21 protein-coding genes are annotated in these 21499 nt (G+C 44.3%); 10 read left to right on the top strand and 11 right to left on the bottom strand.

Annotated features, from left to right (window positions below; all coding sequences use genetic code 11):
• Window positions 1-37: 37 nt before the first annotated feature.
• On the bottom strand, window positions 38-496 hold the full coding sequence (locus ASD24_RS29015) for a cupin domain-containing protein (protein ID WP_056703735.1): 459 nt from the start codon (window positions 494-496) through the stop codon (window positions 38-40).
• Between the two features lie 256 nt (window positions 497-752).
• Here ASD24_RS29015 and ASD24_RS29010 point away from each other — a divergent pair, with 256 nt between their 5' ends.
• Window positions 753-1604, top strand: a complete 852-nt coding sequence (locus ASD24_RS29010) for a helix-turn-helix transcriptional regulator (protein ID WP_082560619.1) — start codon at window positions 753-755, stop codon at window positions 1602-1604.
• A 275-nt stretch (window positions 1605-1879) separates the two neighbouring features.
• On the opposite strand, the gene ASD24_RS29005 is transcribed toward ASD24_RS29010, so the two are convergent.
• The gene (locus ASD24_RS29005; protein WP_056703730.1) at window positions 1880-3493 is read right to left on the bottom strand and encodes a glycoside hydrolase family 28 protein; all 1614 of its coding nucleotides are present in this window, start codon (window positions 3491-3493) and stop codon (window positions 1880-1882) included.
• A 483-nt stretch (window positions 3494-3976) separates the two neighbouring features.
• Between ASD24_RS29005 and ASD24_RS29000 the strand changes: the two genes are divergently transcribed.
• The 5 genes from ASD24_RS29000 (at window position 3977) to ASD24_RS28980 (ending at window position 7751) form a co-directional block, all read left to right on the top strand.
• Window positions 3977-4762 carry an amino acid ABC transporter ATP-binding protein gene (locus tag ASD24_RS29000; RefSeq protein WP_056703727.1) on the top strand — a complete coding sequence of 262 codons (786 nt, stop codon included), beginning with the start codon at window positions 3977-3979 and terminating at the stop codon, window positions 4760-4762.
• Window positions 4763-4794: 32 nt separating this feature from the next.
• Window positions 4795-5634, top strand: coding sequence for a transporter substrate-binding domain-containing protein (locus ASD24_RS28995; RefSeq protein ID WP_056703724.1), 840 nt, complete (start codon window positions 4795-4797; stop codon window positions 5632-5634).
• Window positions 5635-5736: 102 nt separating this feature from the next.
• Window positions 5737-6459: an amino acid ABC transporter permease gene (locus ASD24_RS28990; protein ID WP_056703721.1), complete on the top strand. Its 723-nt coding sequence runs from the start codon at window positions 5737-5739 to the stop codon at window positions 6457-6459.
• Window positions 6460-6493: 34 nt separating this feature from the next.
• Window positions 6494-7144, top strand: a complete 651-nt coding sequence (locus ASD24_RS28985; protein ID WP_056703717.1) for an amino acid ABC transporter permease — start codon at window positions 6494-6496, stop codon at window positions 7142-7144.
• A gap of 202 nt (window positions 7145-7346) precedes the next feature.
• Window positions 7347-7751, top strand: a complete 405-nt coding sequence (locus ASD24_RS28980; RefSeq protein ID WP_056703714.1) for a hypothetical protein — start codon at window positions 7347-7349, stop codon at window positions 7749-7751.
• Window positions 7752-7820: 69 nt separating this feature from the next.
• Here the strand turns inward: ASD24_RS28980 and ASD24_RS28975 are convergent, their stop codons facing one another.
• From ASD24_RS28975 to ASD24_RS28955, 5 genes are all read right to left on the bottom strand, one after another.
• On the bottom strand, window positions 7821-8009 hold the full coding sequence (locus tag ASD24_RS28975) for an aspartyl-phosphate phosphatase Spo0E family protein (protein WP_056703711.1): 189 nt from the start codon (window positions 8007-8009) through the stop codon (window positions 7821-7823).
• Between the two features lie 367 nt (window positions 8010-8376).
• A complete protein-coding gene (locus tag ASD24_RS28970) occupies window positions 8377-9084 on the bottom strand; it encodes an ATP-binding cassette domain-containing protein (RefSeq protein WP_056703708.1) in 708 nt (235 codons plus the stop codon).
• Window positions 9085-9095: 11 nt separating this feature from the next.
• Window positions 9096-9662, bottom strand: a complete 567-nt coding sequence (locus ASD24_RS28965) for a hypothetical protein (RefSeq protein WP_156395586.1) — start codon at window positions 9660-9662, stop codon at window positions 9096-9098.
• Between the two features lie 441 nt (window positions 9663-10103).
• Window positions 10104-11492 (bottom strand): helix-turn-helix domain-containing protein, encoded by a 1389-nt coding sequence (locus tag ASD24_RS28960; protein ID WP_056703701.1) that lies wholly within the window; start codon window positions 11490-11492, stop codon window positions 10104-10106.
• Between the two features lie 118 nt (window positions 11493-11610).
• Window positions 11611-12186, bottom strand: a complete 576-nt coding sequence (locus tag ASD24_RS28955) for a TetR/AcrR family transcriptional regulator (RefSeq protein ID WP_056703698.1) — start codon at window positions 12184-12186, stop codon at window positions 11611-11613.
• Between the two features lie 201 nt (window positions 12187-12387).
• On the opposite strand from ASD24_RS28955, the gene ASD24_RS28950 reads away from it, so the two are divergent.
• Together ASD24_RS28950 and ASD24_RS28945 are read left to right on the top strand one after the other, a co-directional pair.
• On the top strand, window positions 12388-13590 hold the full coding sequence (locus ASD24_RS28950) for an MFS transporter (RefSeq protein ID WP_056703695.1): 1203 nt from the start codon (window positions 12388-12390) through the stop codon (window positions 13588-13590).
• A gap of 275 nt (window positions 13591-13865) precedes the next feature.
• Window positions 13866-14978, top strand: coding sequence for an LLM class flavin-dependent oxidoreductase (locus ASD24_RS28945; RefSeq protein WP_056703691.1), 1113 nt, complete (start codon window positions 13866-13868; stop codon window positions 14976-14978).
• A gap of 96 nt (window positions 14979-15074) precedes the next feature.
• Here ASD24_RS28945 and ASD24_RS28940 read toward each other — a convergent pair whose 3' ends face one another.
• The 4 genes from ASD24_RS28940 to cdaS all read right to left on the bottom strand — a co-directional run bounded on the left by ASD24_RS28940 (window position 15075) and on the right by cdaS (window position 20211).
• Window positions 15075-15680: a hypothetical protein gene (locus ASD24_RS28940; RefSeq protein WP_056703688.1), complete on the bottom strand. Its 606-nt coding sequence runs from the start codon at window positions 15678-15680 to the stop codon at window positions 15075-15077.
• Between the two features lie 299 nt (window positions 15681-15979).
• Window positions 15980-18049, bottom strand: a complete 2070-nt coding sequence (locus ASD24_RS28935) for a methyl-accepting chemotaxis protein (RefSeq protein WP_056703685.1) — start codon at window positions 18047-18049, stop codon at window positions 15980-15982.
• A gap of 218 nt (window positions 18050-18267) precedes the next feature.
• The gene (locus tag ASD24_RS28930; protein WP_056703682.1) at window positions 18268-19374 is read right to left on the bottom strand and encodes a Glu/Leu/Phe/Val family dehydrogenase; all 1107 of its coding nucleotides are present in this window, start codon (window positions 19372-19374) and stop codon (window positions 18268-18270) included.
• A 207-nt stretch (window positions 19375-19581) separates the two neighbouring features.
• On the bottom strand, window positions 19582-20211 hold the full coding sequence (cdaS, locus tag ASD24_RS28925; RefSeq protein ID WP_056703680.1) for a sporulation-specific diadenylate cyclase CdaS: 630 nt from the start codon (window positions 20209-20211) through the stop codon (window positions 19582-19584).
• Window positions 20212-20379: 168 nt separating this feature from the next.
• Here cdaS and ASD24_RS28920 point away from each other — a divergent pair, with 168 nt between their 5' ends.
• A complete protein-coding gene (locus ASD24_RS28920) occupies window positions 20380-20787 on the top strand; it encodes a GNAT family N-acetyltransferase (protein ID WP_056703677.1) in 408 nt (135 codons plus the stop codon).
• A 64-nt stretch (window positions 20788-20851) separates the two neighbouring features.
• The gene (locus ASD24_RS28915) at window positions 20852-21355 is read left to right on the top strand and encodes a GNAT family N-acetyltransferase (protein WP_056703675.1); all 504 of its coding nucleotides are present in this window, start codon (window positions 20852-20854) and stop codon (window positions 21353-21355) included.
• The last annotated feature ends 144 nt before the right edge of the window (window positions 21356-21499 follow it).

The following is a 21499-nucleotide window of genomic DNA, read 5'->3' as shown; positions in this document are numbered from 1 at the left end:
CAACGTATGCCCCTATTCAGCTTAACCTTTGTTTAACTTAGCCTTTGGATACCAGCTTGAAATCATCAAAGTGGAAACCTGGCGCTACAACGCACGTCACGAGTACGGGCTCATCGCCGAGCGGGCGAGCCGTCTGCCACACGCCGGCAGGAACAAGTACTTGTGGTGATTGTCCAGCAGCGAGATCCATACCGAGTACGAGAACCTCTTCGTTCTCTGGATTCTCTCCATTACCACCCAGCTTCAATTCAACCGGGCTACCGCTATGCCACAACCAAAGTTCATCAGATAACACCGTGTGCCACTCTGAAATTTCATGCTTGTGCAGCAAAAAGTACGTCGAGCTTGCCGAGAACCGGGGTCCCGAGTATGCTTCCGGCAATACGGATTGTGGGATCTGATAAGAAGCCTTCCATACTTCCTTATACCAACCGCCTTCAACGTGAGGCTGCATGTCCAGTGCTGCAACCAGAGGCGATAATTCATGTGTCGTCATATCCTATTTCCTTCCTTCCACATCTAATTGGAGGTACTCTTCATCTAGAGTTTTGCCTCGCTCTCCCTACTGTAAAACATCGTTAGCTTTTTGTCACCTTTAGGCTATATCACAGCCCCCCATTTTGATTATCTTCTCGTCTGACTCTATGTCTATAACATGCCATAGCCTTGATTGATAGCGTTTACAATAAACTGGATTTTCCGTTATGATATACATATAACCGTTAACCGCCGAAGCAGAGAGGAGCCGTGTTATGAGTGTGATCGAAGATCGAATCGGACCCAAATATCGAATTGGAGATAATTCCTTTACCATAGAACATATGCGAAGACATGATGGGAACGCCATGCCACAGCCCCACGCTCACCCTTTTTACGAGCTATACTATCTGCTTGAAGGAGAACGTGTGTATTCCATGAACGGTCAGCTGCTCAACGCGAGCAAAGGTGATCTAATCTTAATCAATCCACACGACGTACACATTACGTCAAAAGGAAGCATTCCTAGTTTTGAACGTATCCTCGTCGGATTCTCTCCCTCGTTCGCTACGGGAATGGAGCTTGGCATCTGCGGTCTGCTTCCGTTTGAACGATCGCGATTACTGCATGTTCCCGAATCGGAACAGCCTGAGATACAACGCTTGTTGGAACAAATGCTACGCGAGTGTAAAGATCGTCGTCCTTATTATGAAATTGTTGTACGCAGCCTGCTCTCCCAGCTATTAATCAGCATTCATCGCACACTAGAAATGACACGGCAAATGACACCTGAGCCGATCCACCCTATGCATGATAAAATTACCGAAGTTGCCCGTTACGTGAACACTCATTATGACGAACCGCTTACGTTGGAGGAAGCCGCCGCTCGTTTCTATATAAGCCCATCCTATCTGAGCCGCATGTTCAGCCGGTTAACTGGTTTTCGATTTAGTGAATATCTGCGCGTTGTCCGGGTTCGGGAAGCCCAGCGTAGATTGTTGTCCACACAGGAGCGCGTGCAGTTCATTGCAGAGAAAGTGGGGTTTGAGCATACGGCTCATTTTAACAAAACCTTTAAACAAGTCACTGGCACCACACCGCTTCGGTATCGCAAAGAGCATCGGTAAGTGAGGTTCGCTTAGGAAACCTGTGCATTAACGAGCGAGAGATCTCTAGATTCATTTAATGGTTCAAACATCAATCAGAAATAGACCGCATGTTAACATGCGATCCATCTAACATCAATCCAGTATGGAATACAGGATAGCCGAGTGGGTAGCCTTAATGAATGATCCAACAACATTCCCCATCTCCATATAGGCATGCATCATTCATTCAGCCCTTCATCGGAGATCATTGCTACACCACTTCGGCCACTATCAAATCCCATTTTATAAGCTAATTATTGGCGAATTAACGCACCACTTCTTACATTTGGCCCAATGGAAATCTGTCTTCCCTCGGTATCGGCTACTTCTCCCCGGCACACAATACCTGTCGTATCATGTCCTGTAATCCGCAAAAGTCGACCATCCGCGCCAGTTCCTTCGATGCCTTCAAGCTCCGCCCCTTTGCACTGATGAAGTTCAATCAGCGAGCCTTCAGCTACGGTGAGTTGCAGATCGGCGATCCGCACATGTTTGGCATGCGAGCATTGCACACCTTTTTGCGCAGACACACGGTATCCTTCTATCACTAATCCATCCAGAGGCATTTCCGGTAAACCACTCACCAATAACGCCGTGTCCGCCCCAGAGCAGACTACATCCTTAATTCGAATATCCCGGAACACTGGCGTCTCCTCAGTGACTTCATGTGCAATGTCACTTCCTCGTGCCGAACCTTCCTGATTCGCATAGAAAAATGAAAATGAGATCGCTTCCATAATAATGTCTTTCATATAGATTCGCTCAATTTCAATGTCCTCCACTACGCCGCCACGCCCACGCGCACTCTTGAAACGAAGCCCAATATCCGTTCCGATAAACGTGCAATCCGACACACGCACATGCCTCACGCCACCAGACATTTCACTGCCAATGACGAAGCCGCCATGACCATGGTACACGGTACAACCTCGAATGGTAACATACTCCGATGGCAAACCTAGTTCGCGACCTTCGGCATCCTTGCCGGACTTCATGCAGATTGCATCATCCCCAACGTCGAAGACACTGTTCTCTACCAGAACATAACGGCAGGATTCGATGTCCAATCCATCCCCATTCTGAGAAAACCACGGATTCCGAACACTGACGTTCCGAATCGTCACATGCTCTGAAGCCCAAGGGTGCAGATTCCATGCCGGAGAATTCTGAAAGGTTGGCCCATCCAACAGTACTCTTTTGCATCGACGCAAACTCACCATATTGGGTCTAAGAAAATCTCTGATCCCCTCGTAAGCTGATAGGTCACGCACTTGTTCTACATGCATCCGATTCGCAACTGCATTTCCCTCAAGCGCGGCTTGGGAAGGCCACCAGATCTCTTCCTCACCGCTTGTATGTTCAATGACTCCACCGGAAGCTGCTAGTGCTTTCCATTGTGATGCCGTCAGTTTAGAACGCTTGACCGGACGCCATGCCTCACCATTTCCGTCCCATACCCCTTCACCCGTAATGGCGATGTCCTCTAACTGGTCTCCATCAATCGGAGATTGACAGCGGACAGCCTGCCACCCTTCAAAGGTCGATGCAATCAAAGGATATTGATCAAAGTTTCGACTGAAGGTAACTAACGCTCCAGCCTGGACATGCAGCTCGATTCGACTACGTAAAATAATCGGTCCCGTGAGCCATACACCAGCAGGAATAACGATACGCCCCCCGCCTGCCTCAGAACAAGCCGCGATGGCAAGCCGGAACACCTCCGTATTGTCGGTCACACCATCTCCTACAGCCCCAAATTCGGTAATCAGAAAATCCTGAGCAGGAATGTTAGGTAAGGAAACGTCGTATGATACTTTATCAGACGTTAATTGCTCACCAGCACGTATTGCGGAATTATATGTATTCATCGCGTAGTTATCATCCTTTCTGCTTCTTATTGGATATATAAATTGAACAAAAGGATATTTACACTAGCCACTCCGATGACATGTTGTTTCTGTCCTCTCCGTTCTCGTGTAAATGTTTCGTTCAATTTATATAGATTAGGCCTATGAAGTGATTCTCGCTCCATCATATCAGTAGCAATGGGATCAAAGGTTGATCTTTTTTGCCAACTACGAATGGAACTTGATGTTATTTGTTCGGTTTCTGAATGGTCTAACAGAATATCTCTTTCATCATACTACAACCATCTATTCCAATGTCTGTAAATTCACTAGGAAAATCGAATCATTTTTCTGTCAGAATTCGTCACAGCAAATCTTTTAACATAACAAAGATATAACACAATATAGGTGTTAGCCCTACTCAACCCATTACTTATGTCACATTTTATAACAAATTAATTGCCACACACAGGATGACTATGTATGATGAAATAACCACTTCCAATGTTTTCCTTAATCTTCCTTTTCAAACTAACGTTGCAGAAAGGATGGGATGCACTGTTGATTGAATTCAAAGGGGTTCAAAAACATTTTGGTCACTTCCACGTTCTCAAGGATATCCATCTTCGGATTGAGGAAGGTGAGGTTGTCGTCATTATCGGGCCTTCTGGCTCAGGCAAAAGCACATTGCTCCGCTGCATTAATCGTCTAGAAACCATTTCTGGAGGTGAGCTCGTTGTTAGCGGGATTCCTTTACATCAGAAAAAGGTCGACATTAACCTCTTCCGCCGTGACATAGGCATGGTATTTCAACACTTCAATCTCTATCCCCACAAAAAAGTCATTGATAACATCACCCTGGCACCGATAAAGGTGCGCAAACAATCCAAAGAACAGGCTGCCGCAACGGCTATGAAATATCTGACCCGTGTAGGCATTGCCGAGAAAGCAGACAGTTATCCCTCACAGTTGTCCGGTGGACAACAACAGCGTGTTGCGATCGCTCGTGGTCTGGCTATGGAGCCCAAAATCATGCTGTTCGACGAACCCACCTCCGCATTGGATCCTGAAATGATCGGGGAAGTGCTTGATGTCATGCGCTCGCTTGCACACAACGGGATGACCATGGTTGTTGTTACCCACGAGATGGGGTTCGCCCGTGAAGTGGCGGATCGCGTTATTTTTATGGATGAAGGTCGCATTGTGGAGGAAGCTTCTGCCGCCTCGTTCTTTGACAACCCTAGAGAGGAACGTGCCCAACAATTCCTGAGTCGTCTGATTCACCACTAATATCATTCCATTGGAAAAGGGGTCTTTAACAAATGAAGAACATATTGAAGTGGCCGTCACTCATGCTCGTATTGATTCTGGCGCTTGTCATCTCTGGTTGTAACACAGGCGGGGATTCATCCTCTGGGTCTGGTGGATCTGGTGACAACACCTCGGAAGCCAAAGGTACCATTGAACAGATTAAAGAACGGGGTAAACTCATTGCTGGCGTGAAGTACGATACGAAGTTATTCGGGCTTAAAGACCCTGCAAGCGGTGAGGTAGAAGGCTTCGATATCGATATCGCGAAGGCACTCGCCAAACAAATTCTGGGAGATGAGACCAAGGTCGAGCTGAAGGAAGTAACATCGAAGACTCGTATTCCGCTGCTGCAGAACGGCGACATTGACATCATTATTGCCACGATGACGATTACAGATGAACGTAAGGAACAGGTTGATTTCAGTGATGTTTATTTCGAGGCAGGGCAATCCTTGCTTGTGAAAAACGACAGTGATATCACCGGGTTAGAGAGCCTCGGAGGTGTAAAGGTCCTGGCTGTGAAGGGCTCCACTTCTGCTCAGAACATTCGTGAAAAGGCGCCCGATGCTGAAGTGCTGGAATTCGATAACTATCAGGATGCCTTCACAGCGCTCAAAGCAGGCAAAGGTGAAGCATTGACAACGGATAACATCATCCTGATTGGTATGCAGCAAACGGATAATAACTACAAGCTGGTCGGTGGCAATTTCACCAGTGAGCCTTATGGTATGGCGATTCGCAAAGGCGACTCTGCTTTTGTATCCGAAGTGAACAGCCTGCTCAAGAGCCTGCAGGATAGCGGAGAGTATGACACCCTACATGAAAAATGGCTAGGCGCCAAGCCTGAGTAACTTCGATTAACTGATGGTTCAGCGGCGATGGTATGTGTGCTCCTCCATGTAAGGATAGGCTATCATCGCCGCTCACATCTGAGGAACGGAGGTTTACCCTGAATGGGCAATTTGGACTTTAACGTTCTGATCCGGCATTCCGATCGATTCCTGGAAGGATTCTTGAACACGATTCAAGTAAGCATTATGGCGTTGATTGGCAGCTTTATCCTTGGGACGATTATTGCAATATTCCGCATCTCTCCGATCAAGCCATTAAACTGGATTGGCACGGCCTTTGTGGAGTTTATTCGCAACATCCCTTTGCTGCTTGTCGTATTTTTTTTCTATCTCGGACTGCCCGCCATTGGTATCTCCCTCGATGGTTTCATCTCCGGCACGCTTGGTCTAACGATCTATACTGCGGCATTTATCGCCGAGGCCATAAGGGCAGGAATTCAGTCCGTACCACGCGGTCAGCTAGAGGCAGCGCGCTCTTCCGGTTTATCTTACGTGCAAGCGATGAATCTAGTCATTCTGCCTCAAGCGATCAAAATTGTACTGCCGTCCATTGGCAACCAATTCATTAATCTAGTCAAAAATTCATCCATCCTTGCGGTCGTTGCAGGTATGGATTTGATGTATTTTGCCGATCTCATCAACTCAGATACCTTCCTACCTTTAAGCGTGTATACCATTGTCGCTCTCTTTTACCTGGCTCTGACGTTACCCCTCAGCTTGCTCGTTCACTATATGGAGCGGCGATTTGGACAAAGTGATGCTGAATCCACTCCTACTAAAGGAAAATCGAACAAGCCGAAGCCAGCAGGTCAGGTCACCATGTGATCAGGTACTATCTCGAAAAGGAGGTCGATGAATCATGGACTTCAGCGGGGCCTATGCCTGGCCCAACCTTCGCTTTCTATTACAAGGATTTCTACTTACCCTGCAAGTCGCAGGGTTATCTATCGTATTTAGTTTTGCACTGGGCACAATTCTAGGGACGATTCGGTATACGCGCATCCCAGTGTTATCCCAGATTGTCGCAGTCATCGTAGACACCATTCGTAATTTACCGTTATTACTTATCATTTTCTTCATTCATATCGTATTGCCTCAATTGGGGATCAAGATGTCCGTGTTCTGGTCTACCGTCGTAGGTCTGAGTTTGTTCGAAGGAGCAATGATCGCAGAGATTGTTCGTAGTGGACTCAAATCCATTGAGCGTGGACAGATCGAAGCAGCTCGCTCCTCTGGGTTAAGCTACATGCAGACACTGGGTGGAATTATCATGCCTCAGGCGTTACGCCGGATGTCTCCCCCCATGGTCAGCCAGTTTATCTCACTACTCAAAGATACGTCGCTGGCAATCATCATCTCCCTGCCTGAACTGATGCACCATGTGCAGATTCTAGGGGGACAGAGCTTCGATTATATTATTCCTGCTCTCTTGTTGGCAGCCGTGCTGTACTTTGTCGTCAATTACGCCCTGTCCATTGTAGCCAAACGGCTTGAAGCTCGGATGAATTAAGGGGAAAAATAAATAAACATAACATGTGTACCTCCCGGTATGCCTGTTATGTTTATTTTAGTTGAAGAGACAACTTTCTCAGCGTTACGGTTGTTATTAGTATAGATCGTTCAACAATGAAGTTGAGCTAAGTTGGGCTGAGTACATTGCCTTGGTGACCTTATGTTGATTGATTGCTCAAGTTACATATGGAGGGACTATTATGCTTACTAGAAAAGCAGCTATAATTACAATTGCAGTTGTCATGGCAATCGTATTCATCGTAATCTATACGATGGCTAATTCACCAAACAGAGTTATACAGAAATACATATCCGAACAATCTACAACTGTTAATCCCTCAGGTTCTTCCACTAATCCGGTAGCTCAATTCAATCAGTATGTTACAGATCATCAACTACCGACACCCACCGTGACATTCAATACAATCAAAAAAACATTTTTCTCTAGAGAGGTTCTAGCCAGCTTTGCGGTGTTTACCTATGCTGACGACGGTCAACTCAAGAATATCCACTCCGGCATGTTATCGTTCTCGTTAACCCGTGATCTACTCCGCTGGCAGATAAACTCCGTTGATATTATCAACGATATGCAGCTAGCCCAATAACGCCCCATAGCCGTGCTGTCGAAATGAGCGGTTAGAGATAGTTAAGTTTATACAAAAAAAGCCGATTACCTAGGTAATCGGCTGTCTGTTTAGAATATGTTTGTTGTACTTAAAACGATTGTATTCATTAATTAGCTCATCTAGTATCATGGACTGCTGCAGGACTTGGCCGTCTTGCATGCCCTGATTTTCCGCCAAACGACATAACTTTTGCCTGCTCCATTCAATTTGGTCGCTGATCTTCTTCCGTTCATTCACAGCATGCACCCCCTTTATTTGTACTATTATAGAATATATTGCTAAAAAATTTACAATGAAATCCTTTGCAAAACAATATGTTTATTTGCATCATAATTCTTTCACAATCATACCTTTTTCATCTAAACTTTGGTAATCGCATAAGCCTACAAGATATAGTTATTCGAATCCTCCTACCTTCCATATATCGCATCAGGGACAGTATAACTCACATGAAGTAAGAATGTAGAGACGTACATGCAATAGACATTTTGCACTTAAGGACACCCTATCATTCCATCTCTAAGATTAATAAGTTGGGTGTCACCGCTAGATACTCGTTCCAAACTATTAATGGAGGTATAACAAGAAAAGGTTTTCGATTCATTCATTGAACTTTCATTAGAAATGCATCATCCGGATTTTCTCCCTCTACGTTCTGAATAAACTCCGTGTATGAACCACTAAAGGATATTCTGCCTTGGTGCAGTAGATGGAGAGTACATTTAATCCTTTGGAAATCATGTAAATGATGGCTGGATAATAACACCGTGCATTCCTTGTGTAATGCAAGTTTTTCGATTCTTTTTAATATGTACTGCCTCATCTCAGGATCAATGCCAGCCAGCGGCTCATCAAAGATGTATAGTTTCCTCTCCATCAAGGTAATAGCCAAAATACACAGATACCTTCGTTCTCCAATAGATAATTGTCCAAATTCCATATTCCATATCCGTCTCACCGAATCAATCTCAGAGGCGCTCATATCATCATCGACATAAGGCTCATTCGTAACTTGAATACGGCTCGTATGATCGGAATATAGAAAGAAACGAAATACATCCTTCGATTTCAACGTAGGTGGAAACAATAAGCCTTGAAGCTGATAGATCATATCCTTCTCCTCAGGCACACCTCTAATTTCGGGAGGACGTTTAATGACATTGGTAATGAGGTCAAATAATGTTGTTTTGCCTGAACCATTCTTGCCAATAATCATGTTCACGGTACTCGACCGGAATTCCACACTTAAATGATCCAGATTTTGACGCGGCGACTTTCGGTAGGAAAAGCTTACATTGTCTATTGTAATCATGCTTCCTCCTGCTATGTCCGATGAGTTCTTGATATGACGTTTACAAGTTTAAGCGCAATCAATCCACAGACCACATAACATGCCGAGATTATACCAACAACCCCAATACTCTCGTGATCGAATGAATGACCCGTAAACCAATCTGCGAGGATAAACGTGATATTTCTGACATATTCGAGCGGATTCAATAGTACAAACAGGAAGCTATACGCCGTAGAATATGCAAATCCTTTGGCAGATACAAAAAATAAGACCAACAAACTCATACTAATCACCGCGTTCAACGACTCTTGTCTAATCGGGATCAGCATCAGAACCAATGTTAGCAAAATAAGAATGATGGATCCCAGGATACAGCTCACAATGGCAGTGATCAGAAACGTCACGAGTTGTGCCGGGTCTAAGAACATTACACCTGTTACGAATGACACCAGAAAGATTGTAGCGATAATGAACAAAACCTGATTCAGAGCCTTGCCCCAAATAAACGGATATTTACTTCCTGATATAAATTTAAACATCTTATAGAAGCCGTTTTCTCTTAGTGTAATTAAATGGGTAGCCACTTCAATGGACATTAACAAGGTAATATATGAAATAAAAAAGCTCGTTTGAATGTAAAAATCAATTGTGGTGGGTCTAGAGGCAAACCAGGAATAATTATAAATAAGAAAAGCAACGAGTGGAAAAATTAAATACCACACAAAGGCTATTTTGTTGCTTAACATCATCTTTACAAAAAGCCTGAGATACTCATATGTTATTCTCATAGCGCTCTCCAATTCACCATTTGCAATTGATAACAAATGTAATTTTAATCCTTATTTTTACAATGGTCAATTCATTTTTTATTGTAAAAAAGGCCTATTTCCGAATTTGGAAATAAACCTTTCATAACATATCACGTTCCATTCATTAATAATTACAAACCTCCGCCGCCATGAGTACTACTAAGTGAGGTTTCAATCGGGAAAGTACTGTCAAATGGACCTAGCTGACCCACATTAATCAAAATAAAGCTAAGTAAGATGAAATAAGCGATTTTCTTTTTTATCATAGTAATTCTCTACCTCCATCATAATCAATTTATACTGATTTGCGTAATCTGGAGTAGATATATTTATTCTATATCTCTCATACAACGCTACACAGTGTATAATATCCTGTTGCTTGTTGCTCTTAACAGCTTCTCTCAGGCAAGCCAAAAGTTGCTTCATACCTTCTGGATCTTGTCCCCGATTGAAATGGTAAATACTCCGTTTCAGTAGAAAAGTGATATACAGATCAGATTCCACTTGCTTAGTATAACCTTGCAGACGATTAATCTCTGAATTGATTCGATCGCTAAATCTATGAAGAACCTCATCGACATCCTCATTCAATTGATTAGCAACTTCCAGAATATTTATTATTGCTGGGAGCACTTCTGATTCATTTTTTTCTATATAATTAATGTAAGTTGGTAAAACAGTTAGATCACCCATCAGCAATTGATATACGTAGGTGTTGGCTTCAGTCCAAAATTTAAACTTATTAATGTAAATCCAATCTTCTTCCGTAGAATCATGATTTGTGATTAGATCGGTGTATACCTCAGTATAATAAAGAGCTTCCCTATACTTCTCCTGCCCTTCACATGCCGAGGCTTTAAGCAAATTCGCATAAACGCCGTAAACAAACAACGGATATGCCGTTATACGTTTATCATGATTAATTTTTTTCGTTGTATATACCTGCATAACCTTAGTCTTCTGTTCTAACCCATCAGCCAGAGCAAATAATTTATCATAGTATCTTAACGCCAGATATGTATTCGCCAGATCCTTAATGGCGTCAAGTTGTCGCTCCTCATCCAGCCGATTAATATACGGTTCGAACAGCACGGCAGCTCTCAGATTTTGATTCTGATCCTGACTCAGCGAGAGGGTGAAAATTCGATAATGACATAGTGCAAGTCGTTCCGAATGCTGGTACTTCTCACATTCAGCGACACATTCATACAACATCAGCGCGGCTTGATTCTGCTCTCGTTCGAACATACCCTCAGCCATCTCGAATAACTCCGAGATATATGACCGATCGTCTGTCACCTGTTGTATGACCCTATGAATGCAATCCAGCTTGTCCAATTCGGCACAACGTTGTAAGAAGGGCTCCAGCCTTCTCCAGTGAGGGGAAGATTCTACGAAACATTCTGCTCCATACAGTTCATAGAAATGACCTGGCTCTAGATTCATACCTTGCGTAATGAGATCCAGTTGAGCCATCGCGATGGGTCTTGTGCCTTTGATTATTGCACTGAGTGTTCCGGCATTTACACCAGATAAATCGGCAAAATACTGCAGCGTGTACCCCTGTTTCCTGATGTGATCCTCAATAAAGGATCGTATCGTAGTTGTAGGTTCCAATACCTCCCACCTCCACAATAATAAATCCAAAAATTTGAATTTATATGATATACACAATTTTAATCCTTATTTTTACATCGGTCAATAAAAACCGTGGCAATTCGCTATCCATGTCAACTTATTTTCTTATGCCGTCGAATAATGAAGTTACTACACGATTAACGTAACCATCCTCCATCGGCTCACCCGAAACTAACATTCGATAGAAGATAGAGCCATATATGAGGTCGATACATAACGCAATGTCACAGTCCGGCTTCAGATCTCCGCGCTCCACACCTTTTTCAATAATCCCCCATGCCTCGCGTCGTCTTGGCTGAATGTAACGAGTCTGGTATTCAACCGCAAGTGCTGGATCGGACTGGCCTTCACCAATAATCTCTGTAATCACTTTCCCCTCACGGCTGGTCAGAAACCGAGCTAGATTCGACGCATGAAGCTCTATGTCTTCAAATACAGAGCCTGTATCAGGTAAAGGTAGCCTCGCCGTTGCTTCGTGCATATATCCATCCATGATAACCGCACCTTTATTAGGCCACCACTTATATATCGTTGCTTTACTAACCTGTGCTCGCTCTGCAATTTTTTCAATCGTAACCGATGCAAATCCGTGCTCCAAAAGCAGCTCATACGCTGCCGTCAAAATTGCATTTTGTGTTTCGACATTACGAGGCCGTCCTCTCTTGCCAGTCATTCGGTTTCCTCCTCGGTGCAATATCTATGTATCCACGATACATCATACTAAAATCCCAGTTCATTGAAAAATGCCTATTTACAATACTAAACGTTTAGTATATATTTATCAACAATAAGTGTACGAAGCGTTCACTAATTAACTTTTTATGACTAAGCTGATACAAACTGATTCCCATCTTAATCTCGGAGGATGATAATAATGCCAACCAAACAAGCTTCAACAACTTCTGCTCAACCTACGCTCTCGCCCTGGATTGTGTTGCTTCTCGCGTCCGCTTGCGGTTTAATCGTAGCTAATCTCTATTATGCTCAGACCGTAGTGGGTCCGATCAGCATGACAACAGGATTATCTTCTGCCGCTTCCGGACTTATTGTGACCTTAACCCAGTTGGGATACGTGATTGGGCTGTTATTCATCGTGCCGCTCAGCGACATTATTGAGAATCGACGTTTAGCCACACTTTCTTTAATCGTATTGATCCTAGCTCTGATCATTGCCGCATTCGCCCCTCAATCGGGTCTATTCTTAATGGTATCGCTATTCATTGGCGTAGGCTCTGTCGTAGCTCAAATTCTAGTCCCGTACGCCACTTATCTGACCTCAGAAGAGCAACGCGGACGTGTCGTAGGTAACGTCATGAGCGGTCTACTACTCGGCATCATGCTCGCTCGCCCCGTAGCAAGCTTTATTACGAGCATCTGGGGCTGGCAAGCCGTATTTATCTTCTCCGCCATCATGATTGCGCTATTGACCATCCTTCTATCCCGCACTCTCCCTGCACGTCAGCCAGAGCCTAATTTAAATTACGGACAGCTCATTATTTCTCTAGGTACTTTATTGAAAAAACTCCCTCCACTGCGTCGCCGAGCATTGTACCAAGCTAGTCTGTTTGGTGCATTCAGCCTATTCTGGACGACAGTCCCTATGCGGCTTGCCAATGACTTTAATATGTCACAGCAAGGTATTGCCTGGTTTGCATTAGCCGGTGTGGGCGGTGCGATTGCAGCGCCAATAGCGGGAAGACTAGCCGATCGCGGGTTAACCCGGATTCTTACGGGTGCTGCAATGGTGATTGCATTACTGTCATTTGCGATAACTTATCTATTCCAAAGCAACTCCACAACAGCTCTGATTGTATTGCTCATTGCAGCTATCACCTTAGATATGGCCGTATCCGGTAATCTCGTGCTTGGACAACGCGTCATTTATTCTTTAGGGAATGAAGCGAGAGGAAGAATCAACGGAATCTTCATGTCGATCTTTTTTATCGGCGGAGCTGCCGGCTCATCGATCGGAAGTTGGTCTTATGCCTATGGGGGCTGGGCACTAACGTCCATCATTGGAATTGCTATGCCACTTCTCGCTTTCTTGTACTATTTTACGGAAAAGAACACACGCTAACTCAAAGTTCAATGACACACTTCCTCCTGTAGTTACACACGAAAAGAGCCGTTCATCGTCATAATGATGAACGGCTCTTTTATTAAGAGTGAATTAACAACGATAAGAAGCTTGATCGTAAACGATACACCAGAGTGAACATTTGCTTATAGAAAAAATCCATTAGAAGAAACACGGACAACATGTTACAGTTATATCAACTCACATATCATACTATTCGGATTGGATTAAATAATAATGTGATCGTTTCTTACTTCAATCAAGGAGAGGGTCAGATGAAATTTGCGTTATTTAGCCTCATGATGAATCTGCCCAATGCCATCACCGGAGAAGCGTTTACGGCACAGCAGAAATTTCAGAACATTCTGGAACAGGCCAGATTGGCAGAACGGCTGGGATTTGATGCATACGGAATTGGCGAGCGACATGGCGCACCCTTCCTCTCCTCTTCTCCGCCTGTGGTGTTGACGGCAGTTGCCGCAGCTACCTCTCGCATCCGTCTATTAACGACCGTTACAGTACTCAGTGTACTTGATCCTGTGCGTGTCGCAGAGGACTATGCCACACTGGATCAGTTATCCGGCGGGCGGCTGGAGATGATTATCGGGAAAGGCAATGATCCTCGGCATTACCCGCTGTTTGGGATCACAGAGGAAGAGCAGTGGGATTCATTGGGTGAACGCTATCGTCTGCTCAAGCGTCTATGGACAGAGGAGGACGTGACCTGGGAAGGCACATACCGTCCGCCACTAGACAAAGTAACCACTCAACCACGTCCACTACAGCAATCCATCCCGATCTGGCATGGTAGCGCATCGAGTACTTTATCCACTGAGCTTGCAGCGCAGTACGGTGAACCGCTTTTCACATCTAACTCGTTCCACCCTCAGGCCAAATACAAAGCACTCATTGATCATTATCGAGAACGCCTCGATCATTATGGTCATGATGCCAAGCGAGCAGTGATTGGATCTGGAGCTGGTAGCTTGTACCTCGCCAATACGCGAGAAGGAGCCATTCACAGATACAAGCCCTATTACGATGCATTCCATGCTACTGCTTCTGCACAGCATAACCAGTCTCCCTTCAAGGATCTGGAGGATAACATCGCGAACGGTCCTGTCTTGATTGGTAGTCCAGATCAGGTTGTTGAGAAAATCGTAAATTATCACGCAGCCTACGGACATCAGGTGCTCAGTATTAGTGTCGATGGACTCAGTCATAGCGAGCAACTGGAGCAGCTAGAGCGATTCGCCCAAGAGGTTGCCCCCGTATTACGACGTGAACTGCCCAGCTCCGTCTGGGACAATGCCCCGATCTTAACTCAGCAACCCGCCACACCCACTCAATCGGCACCCCCTGCCATCTCTCCGATCTTTCAGGTCTAATCTCCTCTCTAATCCAGAAACTATTCTTGTTCAATGAAAATAAGGCGATTCGTCTGAATCGCCCCCCGCCTTATCTTCTGAATCTCTTATCCACAATTAGTTACCATAATCGTAGACTAATTCCTGAAGCTCCCTGATGTTGTAGGTATCGTCTACAATGAGCCACTGCTTGTTCTCAAACAGGAAAGTAAGCTCACCTTCGAGCGGTATGTTGCGAACTTCTTTACCCTGATCATCTATGAAAATAAGATCTAGCGTGTATGACACGAGAAGAGAATCGCCCCTATTTTCCTTCAACGTGAAATTCATATTTTCTCCACGCAGTTTCACCTGCTCTTTATAAGCCACCATAAGAGGCAAAACGATATTGCGATCAGCCATCTGTTTTTCAAAGTACTTCTCGGTCAGGAACGGCTTGATCAGTTCTCCCCTAGCTAGGGCAGACTCCTTCGTTGTTGCGCTTTTCTCATCATTTTCATTTACTTCAAATTCAGTAGCCTTATAGTCTTTCGCTGTCTGCAGCGCAGCCTGCTCATCCTGATCCGTAGCCTTTGGAACCTCATTATCGACTTCAGTAGGTGTTGTTATCGCTTCTTTTGTTGACTCTGTACTCGGTTCAGTCGTTGTAGATGACGTACATCCTACCATTAATACACTCGTGATAAGAACCGTAAGCATCAGCCACATCCAATGTCGTCTCATCTCAGACCTCCTTCTATATAGATAACCGTAATCACCCATATTTACAATTTTTATATAAACATTATACTACTTTTTAGCTTAATATTCCAATTATATACCATTTATTAATGATTCCACTTGAACCCCGTGCATCTGTGCATCTCCTCACCTTCTTCTATTCTCTCTGTTCTCTTGTAAAAAGTGTAGATATACCCAAAGAAGCCCCTTGACCTGCCAACCTAACTGGCACAAGGGGCTTCTTTGACTTCATTCATGTATCCTAACGCTCTTCTTTAACGCTTTGATTTTGCCTCCGTTACTTACTCAACCTTGAACTTGCCAGCAGCATCAGCCAAATTACGTGTTAACTGGTCGATGGTATCCACCATGTTCGCCAATTGCTGTACAGTTGCTGATTGCTCCATCATTGTTGCTGTGACTTCCTGAACCGAAGCAGATACCTGCTCCCCTGATGCCGACAGGCTATGCGCTGACTCCAGCACATCGTCCTTGTTCTGTATCATCTCCTGCATCTGCCCTGCCATCGCAGCGATCTGTTCATTGATCTCCATCACCTTCTCCAGAATCACGTCGAATGCCTGGCGAGTCTGAATAACAAGTTCATCCTGCCTGGACGAGATCGTATGGATTTCCGCAACACTTTGATTGTTCTCGGCTACATCAGCTAGATTTTGTGTAATAATGCTCGAAATTTCTTTCGACTGCCGGGAGCTCTGCTCTGCTAAATTACGGATTTCCTCTGCTACAACCGCAAATCCTCTACCATGCTCTCCAGCCCGAGAAGCTTCAATGGAGGCATTCAAAGCGAGCAGGTTAGTCTGTTTGGCGATCTGGCTAATTGCCTCTGTAATATGACTAATACTGCCTGAGCTGTTCTGAAGCTTGACCGTAATTTCTGAGATTTTCTCCACTTCCCGCTCATTCATCTCATTGATCCGCATCAATTCATTCACGACTTCGCTTCCATTGTGGAATACACTTTCAATCTCATCTGCTCTAGCCTTCACATCCTGTGCACTACCATTCATAGTGCTCACTTTATCGCCAAAGCTGTTGAATTTCCCTACAATCTGCTCGGTATCTTCCGACTGAGCCTCCATAGCCTGTGCTATTCCCATCAGTGTAGCCGATGTCTCATCGATGGATCGTGTAGTTTGCTTGGAGGTATCCTCCAGCTCCTCTGTACTTGTCTGCAGAACCGTAATGGATTTCCCCATATCTGTGATGAGGTTCTTGTTCTGTTCAGCCATACTATTGAAACTGTCTGCCAGATCCTTGAACTCACTGTTGTACCTGCCCTCTGCCTTCACCGTCAGATTCCCCTGGGCAAGCTGTTTGAACAAACCTGTAAGTCTAATAATCGGTTTCGTAATATTACGAGAGATTAACATGCCGACCCCAATAGCTATCACTATTGCGAGCAACGTAAGCCATAACATCTGCTGAAGCATATCCTGCACTGGACGCTTAATATCGTCATAGCTGTCAATAACAAGAACGATAAGATCAGCACCTGGAATCTGGTTGACACGAAAATACGTGTTATCGATTGTGGCTGTCGTTATTTTCACTTCGTCTGTTGCCTTTTCTTGAAGAAGTGCTTGCACGTTCTGATCTTCTCCAAGTGATTGTCCAATCAAGGTCTCATCGATTGAATCATACATGACTATGCCGCTCCGGCTGAGCACTTCAATCTTACCTTCACCATTGATTTGAATATTACCCAGTTGTCCAAGGAAAAAGCTCGTGTCCATGGTCATGGCGAGCACACCAATGGTATTACCTTCATCATCTTGGATCGGTTCTGAGAAAATCATTACCAGTTGTTTGCTTTGCTTAGATACAATCGCATCACTGATAAACGATTCACCCTTAATGGATTCCTGGAAATACTCCCGATCATCTCGAGGCTGACCAATGACTTCGGTCTGGGTTGCAGCTACCATAATCCCGTTCTGATCTAGCAAATACAGATTAGGCTTAGCTACTACTGTATCCGATACACTGTTCGTCAAAATCGTATTTGCTTTGTTAAAGTACGGATTGGCATCCGAGAAAAACTCTTCATCCGTCATGCTGTTGGTATTACGCAGTTCCAGCATCTCTTTAAACGTATTATGTACAGATATCGCGTGACTCATCTGCTGTTGAAGCTGTACGGCTGTCCATAACCCTTCCCCAAGGCGATCGGACATGCCATTAATCTCTGCCTCACTCTTCATCACTAATAGTTTGGATGAGACAAAATACGTTGCTGTGGTTGTTCCCATAAGCACCAAGATCACTAGTACACTTAACATGATCGGTAACTTAACCTTCAGCGAGATATTTCTAATTCGATAAGACAAGCCTTGTTTCTTCTTCCCCATTTACGATTTCCCCCACTTTCATGAACCATCTGAACGATGTACATTCATTATCGGTATATTGAAGTGGGAATTTGATGTACATGTCTACTATCTGTATAAAAAGAAATCAAAAAACTGTCTAAATACACGAGCCAACCTCTTCACCCTGGTTCATGTGAAGGGATGTTTCGTACGTATAAGACAGTTTAATGAGTCCCTATCATGTTACTTACCGTGGATTATCCGCGTAATCTGCGGGAACTTAACGCGTGGTGTCCATTTTGCAGAAACGTACTGCGTGTGTTCTTCATCATCTCAATTCGGCGCTCAGCCAGGCGATCTGCCGCCACATATGTCGGAATGCCTTCCGAACGGGACGAGGAGAAGATGCTCTCCAGTGTGTTGTATATCTGGCTCACCTTACTGTATGCCCGTTCCGCATTGTACCCGTTTAATTCATCGGCAATGTTGATCACACCACCTGCATTAATGACGTAGTCCGGTGCGTATACAATACCCATCTGATGCAACTGGTTACCATGCCTTGGCTCAAGTAACTGATTGTTGGCACAGCCTGCCACCACTTTAGCCTTGAGCTGTTTCAAGGTATCATCATTAATTGTCCCACCTAATGCGCATGGGGCATAGATATCACACTCTACTCCGGTGATGTCTGCTGGATCAACAGCTTTTGCATCGAAACGGTCTATGGCTTGTTTTACCGAATCCTTATGAATATCCGTCACAATCAGATGGGCGCCTTCCTCGTTCAGATATTGGCATAAATGCATCGCTACATTCCCTACACCTTGGACAGCAATCGTTTTGCCTTCCAGTAGATCCGTGCCAAATGCTTCCTTAGCCGCTGCCTTGATCCCCCGATATACGCCCCATGCCGTTGCCGGAGATGGATTGCCTGACGAACCGTAGCTTGGAGAAATGCCGGTAACATAATCGGTCTCTTGGTAGATAAGGTTCATATCTTCCTCGGTTGTCCCCACATCTTCTGCGGTAACATAACGTCCATTCAACCCTTGTATATACCTTCCGAATGCTCGGAACATCGCTTCATTCTTATCACGCCTTGGATCACCGATAATGACCGCTTTGCCACCACCCAGATTTAGACCTGATATTGCATTCTTATATGTCATCCCTCTTGCGAGCCGCAGAGCATCTTCCATGGCTGCATCTTCTGATGCATATGTCCACATCCGCGTGCCGCCTAGTGCAGGTCCAAGTGTGGTATCGTGTATTGCAATAATGGCTTTTAGCCCGGAGGCTTTATCTTGGCACAGAACCAATTGCTCATAATCGTGATGCTCCATTGCTTCAAACCAATTCATATTTATAACGCTCCTCTAACCAAATTAGCGACCTGAATCGCTATAGATCTGTCTGTTGACCACTCTCTATTGTACATATGAATACGAAGTTTGTGCAAAATCACATCACGATGTAAGGCATCAGCCTATCATTAAAAAAACCTTTCTCTCCTGAACAGGGAAAAAGGTGTGCATCATTTATGATCTTTAAGTTCGTCATCGGTAAAGTCAGGAAAGGGCTTCAATGACGTTAATCGGATGCAGATCCCCACCTATTGCGAAGGATGCTTGCCCTGTCTCCTCTGAGACAATAAGTACCACGGCGTCTGTGACCTCACTAAGCCCCAGAGCTGCCCGGTGGCGAGTTCCCATTTTACGCTCATGTACTTCAACCTGTGATAATGGTAATACATTTCCTGCGGATACAATCTGGTTGCCCCGAATTAACACAGCCCCATCATGTAATGGCGCACCAGGTATAAAGATCGACTCCAATAAGGCATGCGTTATTCTCGCATCTACAGCGACTCCCGAATGAATGATGGAATCCAGTGGAGTTTCACGTTCAATCACAATGAGTGCTCCGTATCTTCGATCAGATAGATGCTGCACGCTGGCTGAGAGCTCGGCAAACTTTTCAGTGAATGGAGACAGATAACAATCCAGGTAAAACGATGAGGCTAACACCTCGATCTGCTTGATCTCGGCTCGAATCTCAGCGAATTGTCCCAGCAAGCAGGCATGATCATTGTCAAAACGGGATAATGTTATGTTCATGCGTTCCGCCACACGATGAAGATCCCCCTTTAACTTTTGTCTCATTGAAGAACTGTCACAGTCTGCTTGCCGCTGGTTCATGGATCGCTACCTCCTCGTCTTCGTCTTCTGCATAATTACCCTATACGTTTCCCGTAACATAGGTGATCTATTCACCTTATTCTATGTATAACAACATCTCTACTTCCTCCTATAAATAAACCATTGTATAATATTTACATTACATCATTATTTCGTGGAGGACGTAGAATGAGAATTATTGCAGCAACAGAATCGCACTATGAATATATTCGAGAACATGACCGTCATATCGTAGACAGCTTTATTTTGCCAAAAATCAGAGGCAATGAGATTTATATGCTGCAAAATGATGAGGAGCAACTCATTGGCTGGATGCGGCACAGCTATTTCTGGGACAATACCCCTTTTATGAATATGATCTGGATTGATGAACCCTATCGCAACAGAGGACTCGGTAAGCAAGCCATTCTTTTCTGGGAAAATGAGATGAAGAAACTCGGGTTTGAACTGGTCATGACCTCTACTTTAGCCAATGAAGGTGCTCAGCATCTGTATCGAAAATTGGGCTATCGTGATGCGGGAGGCCTATTGCTTGAGGGTGAGCCTTTGGAAATTTTAATGATCAAAAGGTTATAGTTGTGAACTCTCTACGTTGTGATAAGATGCAACTATTCATGGTATAGAAGGAGCGTTCGGAGAGATGCAGCTAATAGAAGTTTCAGAACAAGATCTGGCACAACTACAGGCCATTTATAATTATTATGTAAGCCATACGACCGTTTCCTTTCACACGGAAGAACTAACTTTGGATGAGATGCGAAGCAATGTAATGAATGGCCATCCTCGCTACCAAACTTATGTTATTGAAGATCGGGATGTAATTATTGGCTATGCACTGCTTACTCAACACAAAAACAAACAGGCTTATGATGGTACTGCAGAAGTAACGATTTACATAGATCCTGACTATGTTGGAAATGGGATCGGTACAAAAGCCTTATCGGCACTTGAATTACAAGCAAAAGCATTAGATTTCCATGTACTTGTAGCAACGATATGCACAGAGAATGAGCGAAGCATCCGATTGTTCGAGCGTCTAGGGTATGAGAAATGTGCCCATTTCAAAGAGGTAGGTTATAAATTTGGCCGTAGATTGGACATCGCGAGTTACCAAAAAATCATTGGACAAGAACCGTATCATTAAACTAATAGGAAGTACACCTGTACAATAATAAATTGCAACAGCAGCCGAATCTCAGGTTGCTTTTTTTCATTAATGGACGGATACGAGGGGCATTGTAGATCATAATTTTTATCAAAAAAACTAAAAACCAAGGCACTTGCCATT

Origin of the sequence: Paenibacillus sp. Root52 (assembly GCF_001426865.1) — a bacterium.
Lineage (GTDB): Bacteria > Bacillota > Bacilli > Paenibacillales > Paenibacillaceae > Paenibacillus.
This window is presented reverse-complemented; position numbering and strand designations above follow the sequence as displayed.

Bases quoted from the DNA above. Each gene is read 5' to 3' on its own strand.
- ASD24_RS28950 (WP_056703695.1), top strand. From the start codon at position 12,388: ATGCCAACCAAACAAGCTTCAACAACTTCTGCTCAACCTACGCTCTCG.
- ASD24_RS28955 (WP_056703698.1), bottom strand. From the start codon at position 12,186: ATGACTGGCAAGAGAGGACGGCCTCGTAATGTCGAAACACAAAATGCA.
- ASD24_RS28915 (WP_056703675.1), top strand. From the start codon at position 20,852: ATGCAGCTAATAGAAGTTTCAGAACAAGATCTGGCACAACTACAGGCC.
- ASD24_RS28980 (WP_056703714.1), top strand. From the start codon at position 7,347: ATGCTTACTAGAAAAGCAGCTATAATTACAATTGCAGTTGTCATGGCA.
- ASD24_RS28990 (WP_056703721.1), top strand. From the start codon at position 5,737: ATGGGCAATTTGGACTTTAACGTTCTGATCCGGCATTCCGATCGATTC.
- ASD24_RS28930 (WP_056703682.1), bottom strand. From the start codon at position 19,374: ATGAATTGGTTTGAAGCAATGGAGCATCACGATTATGAGCAATTGGTT.
- ASD24_RS28965 (WP_156395586.1), bottom strand. From the start codon at position 9,662: ATGTCCATTGAAGTGGCTACCCATTTAATTACACTAAGAGAAAACGGC.
- cdaS (WP_056703680.1), bottom strand. From the start codon at position 20,211: ATGAACCAGCGGCAAGCAGACTGTGACAGTTCTTCAATGAGACAAAAG.
- ASD24_RS28970 (WP_056703708.1), bottom strand. From the start codon at position 9,084: ATGATTACAATAGACAATGTAAGCTTTTCCTACCGAAAGTCGCCGCGT.
- ASD24_RS28945 (WP_056703691.1), top strand. From the start codon at position 13,866: ATGAAATTTGCGTTATTTAGCCTCATGATGAATCTGCCCAATGCCATC.
- ASD24_RS29000 (WP_056703727.1), top strand. From the start codon at position 3,977: ATGTTTTCCTTAATCTTCCTTTTCAAACTAACGTTGCAGAAAGGATGG.
- ASD24_RS28935 (WP_056703685.1), bottom strand. From the start codon at position 18,049: ATGGGGAAGAAGAAACAAGGCTTGTCTTATCGAATTAGAAATATCTCG.
- ASD24_RS28985 (WP_056703717.1), top strand. From the start codon at position 6,494: ATGGACTTCAGCGGGGCCTATGCCTGGCCCAACCTTCGCTTTCTATTA.
- ASD24_RS28940 (WP_056703688.1), bottom strand. From the start codon at position 15,680: ATGAGACGACATTGGATGTGGCTGATGCTTACGGTTCTTATCACGAGT.
- ASD24_RS28920 (WP_056703677.1), top strand. From the start codon at position 20,380: ATGAGAATTATTGCAGCAACAGAATCGCACTATGAATATATTCGAGAA.
- ASD24_RS28995 (WP_056703724.1), top strand. From the start codon at position 4,795: ATGAAGAACATATTGAAGTGGCCGTCACTCATGCTCGTATTGATTCTG.
- ASD24_RS29005 (WP_056703730.1), bottom strand. From the start codon at position 3,493: ATGAATACATATAATTCCGCAATACGTGCTGGTGAGCAATTAACGTCT.
- ASD24_RS29015 (WP_056703735.1), bottom strand. From the start codon at position 496: ATGACGACACATGAATTATCGCCTCTGGTTGCAGCACTGGACATGCAG.
- ASD24_RS29010 (WP_082560619.1), top strand. From the start codon at position 753: ATGAGTGTGATCGAAGATCGAATCGGACCCAAATATCGAATTGGAGAT.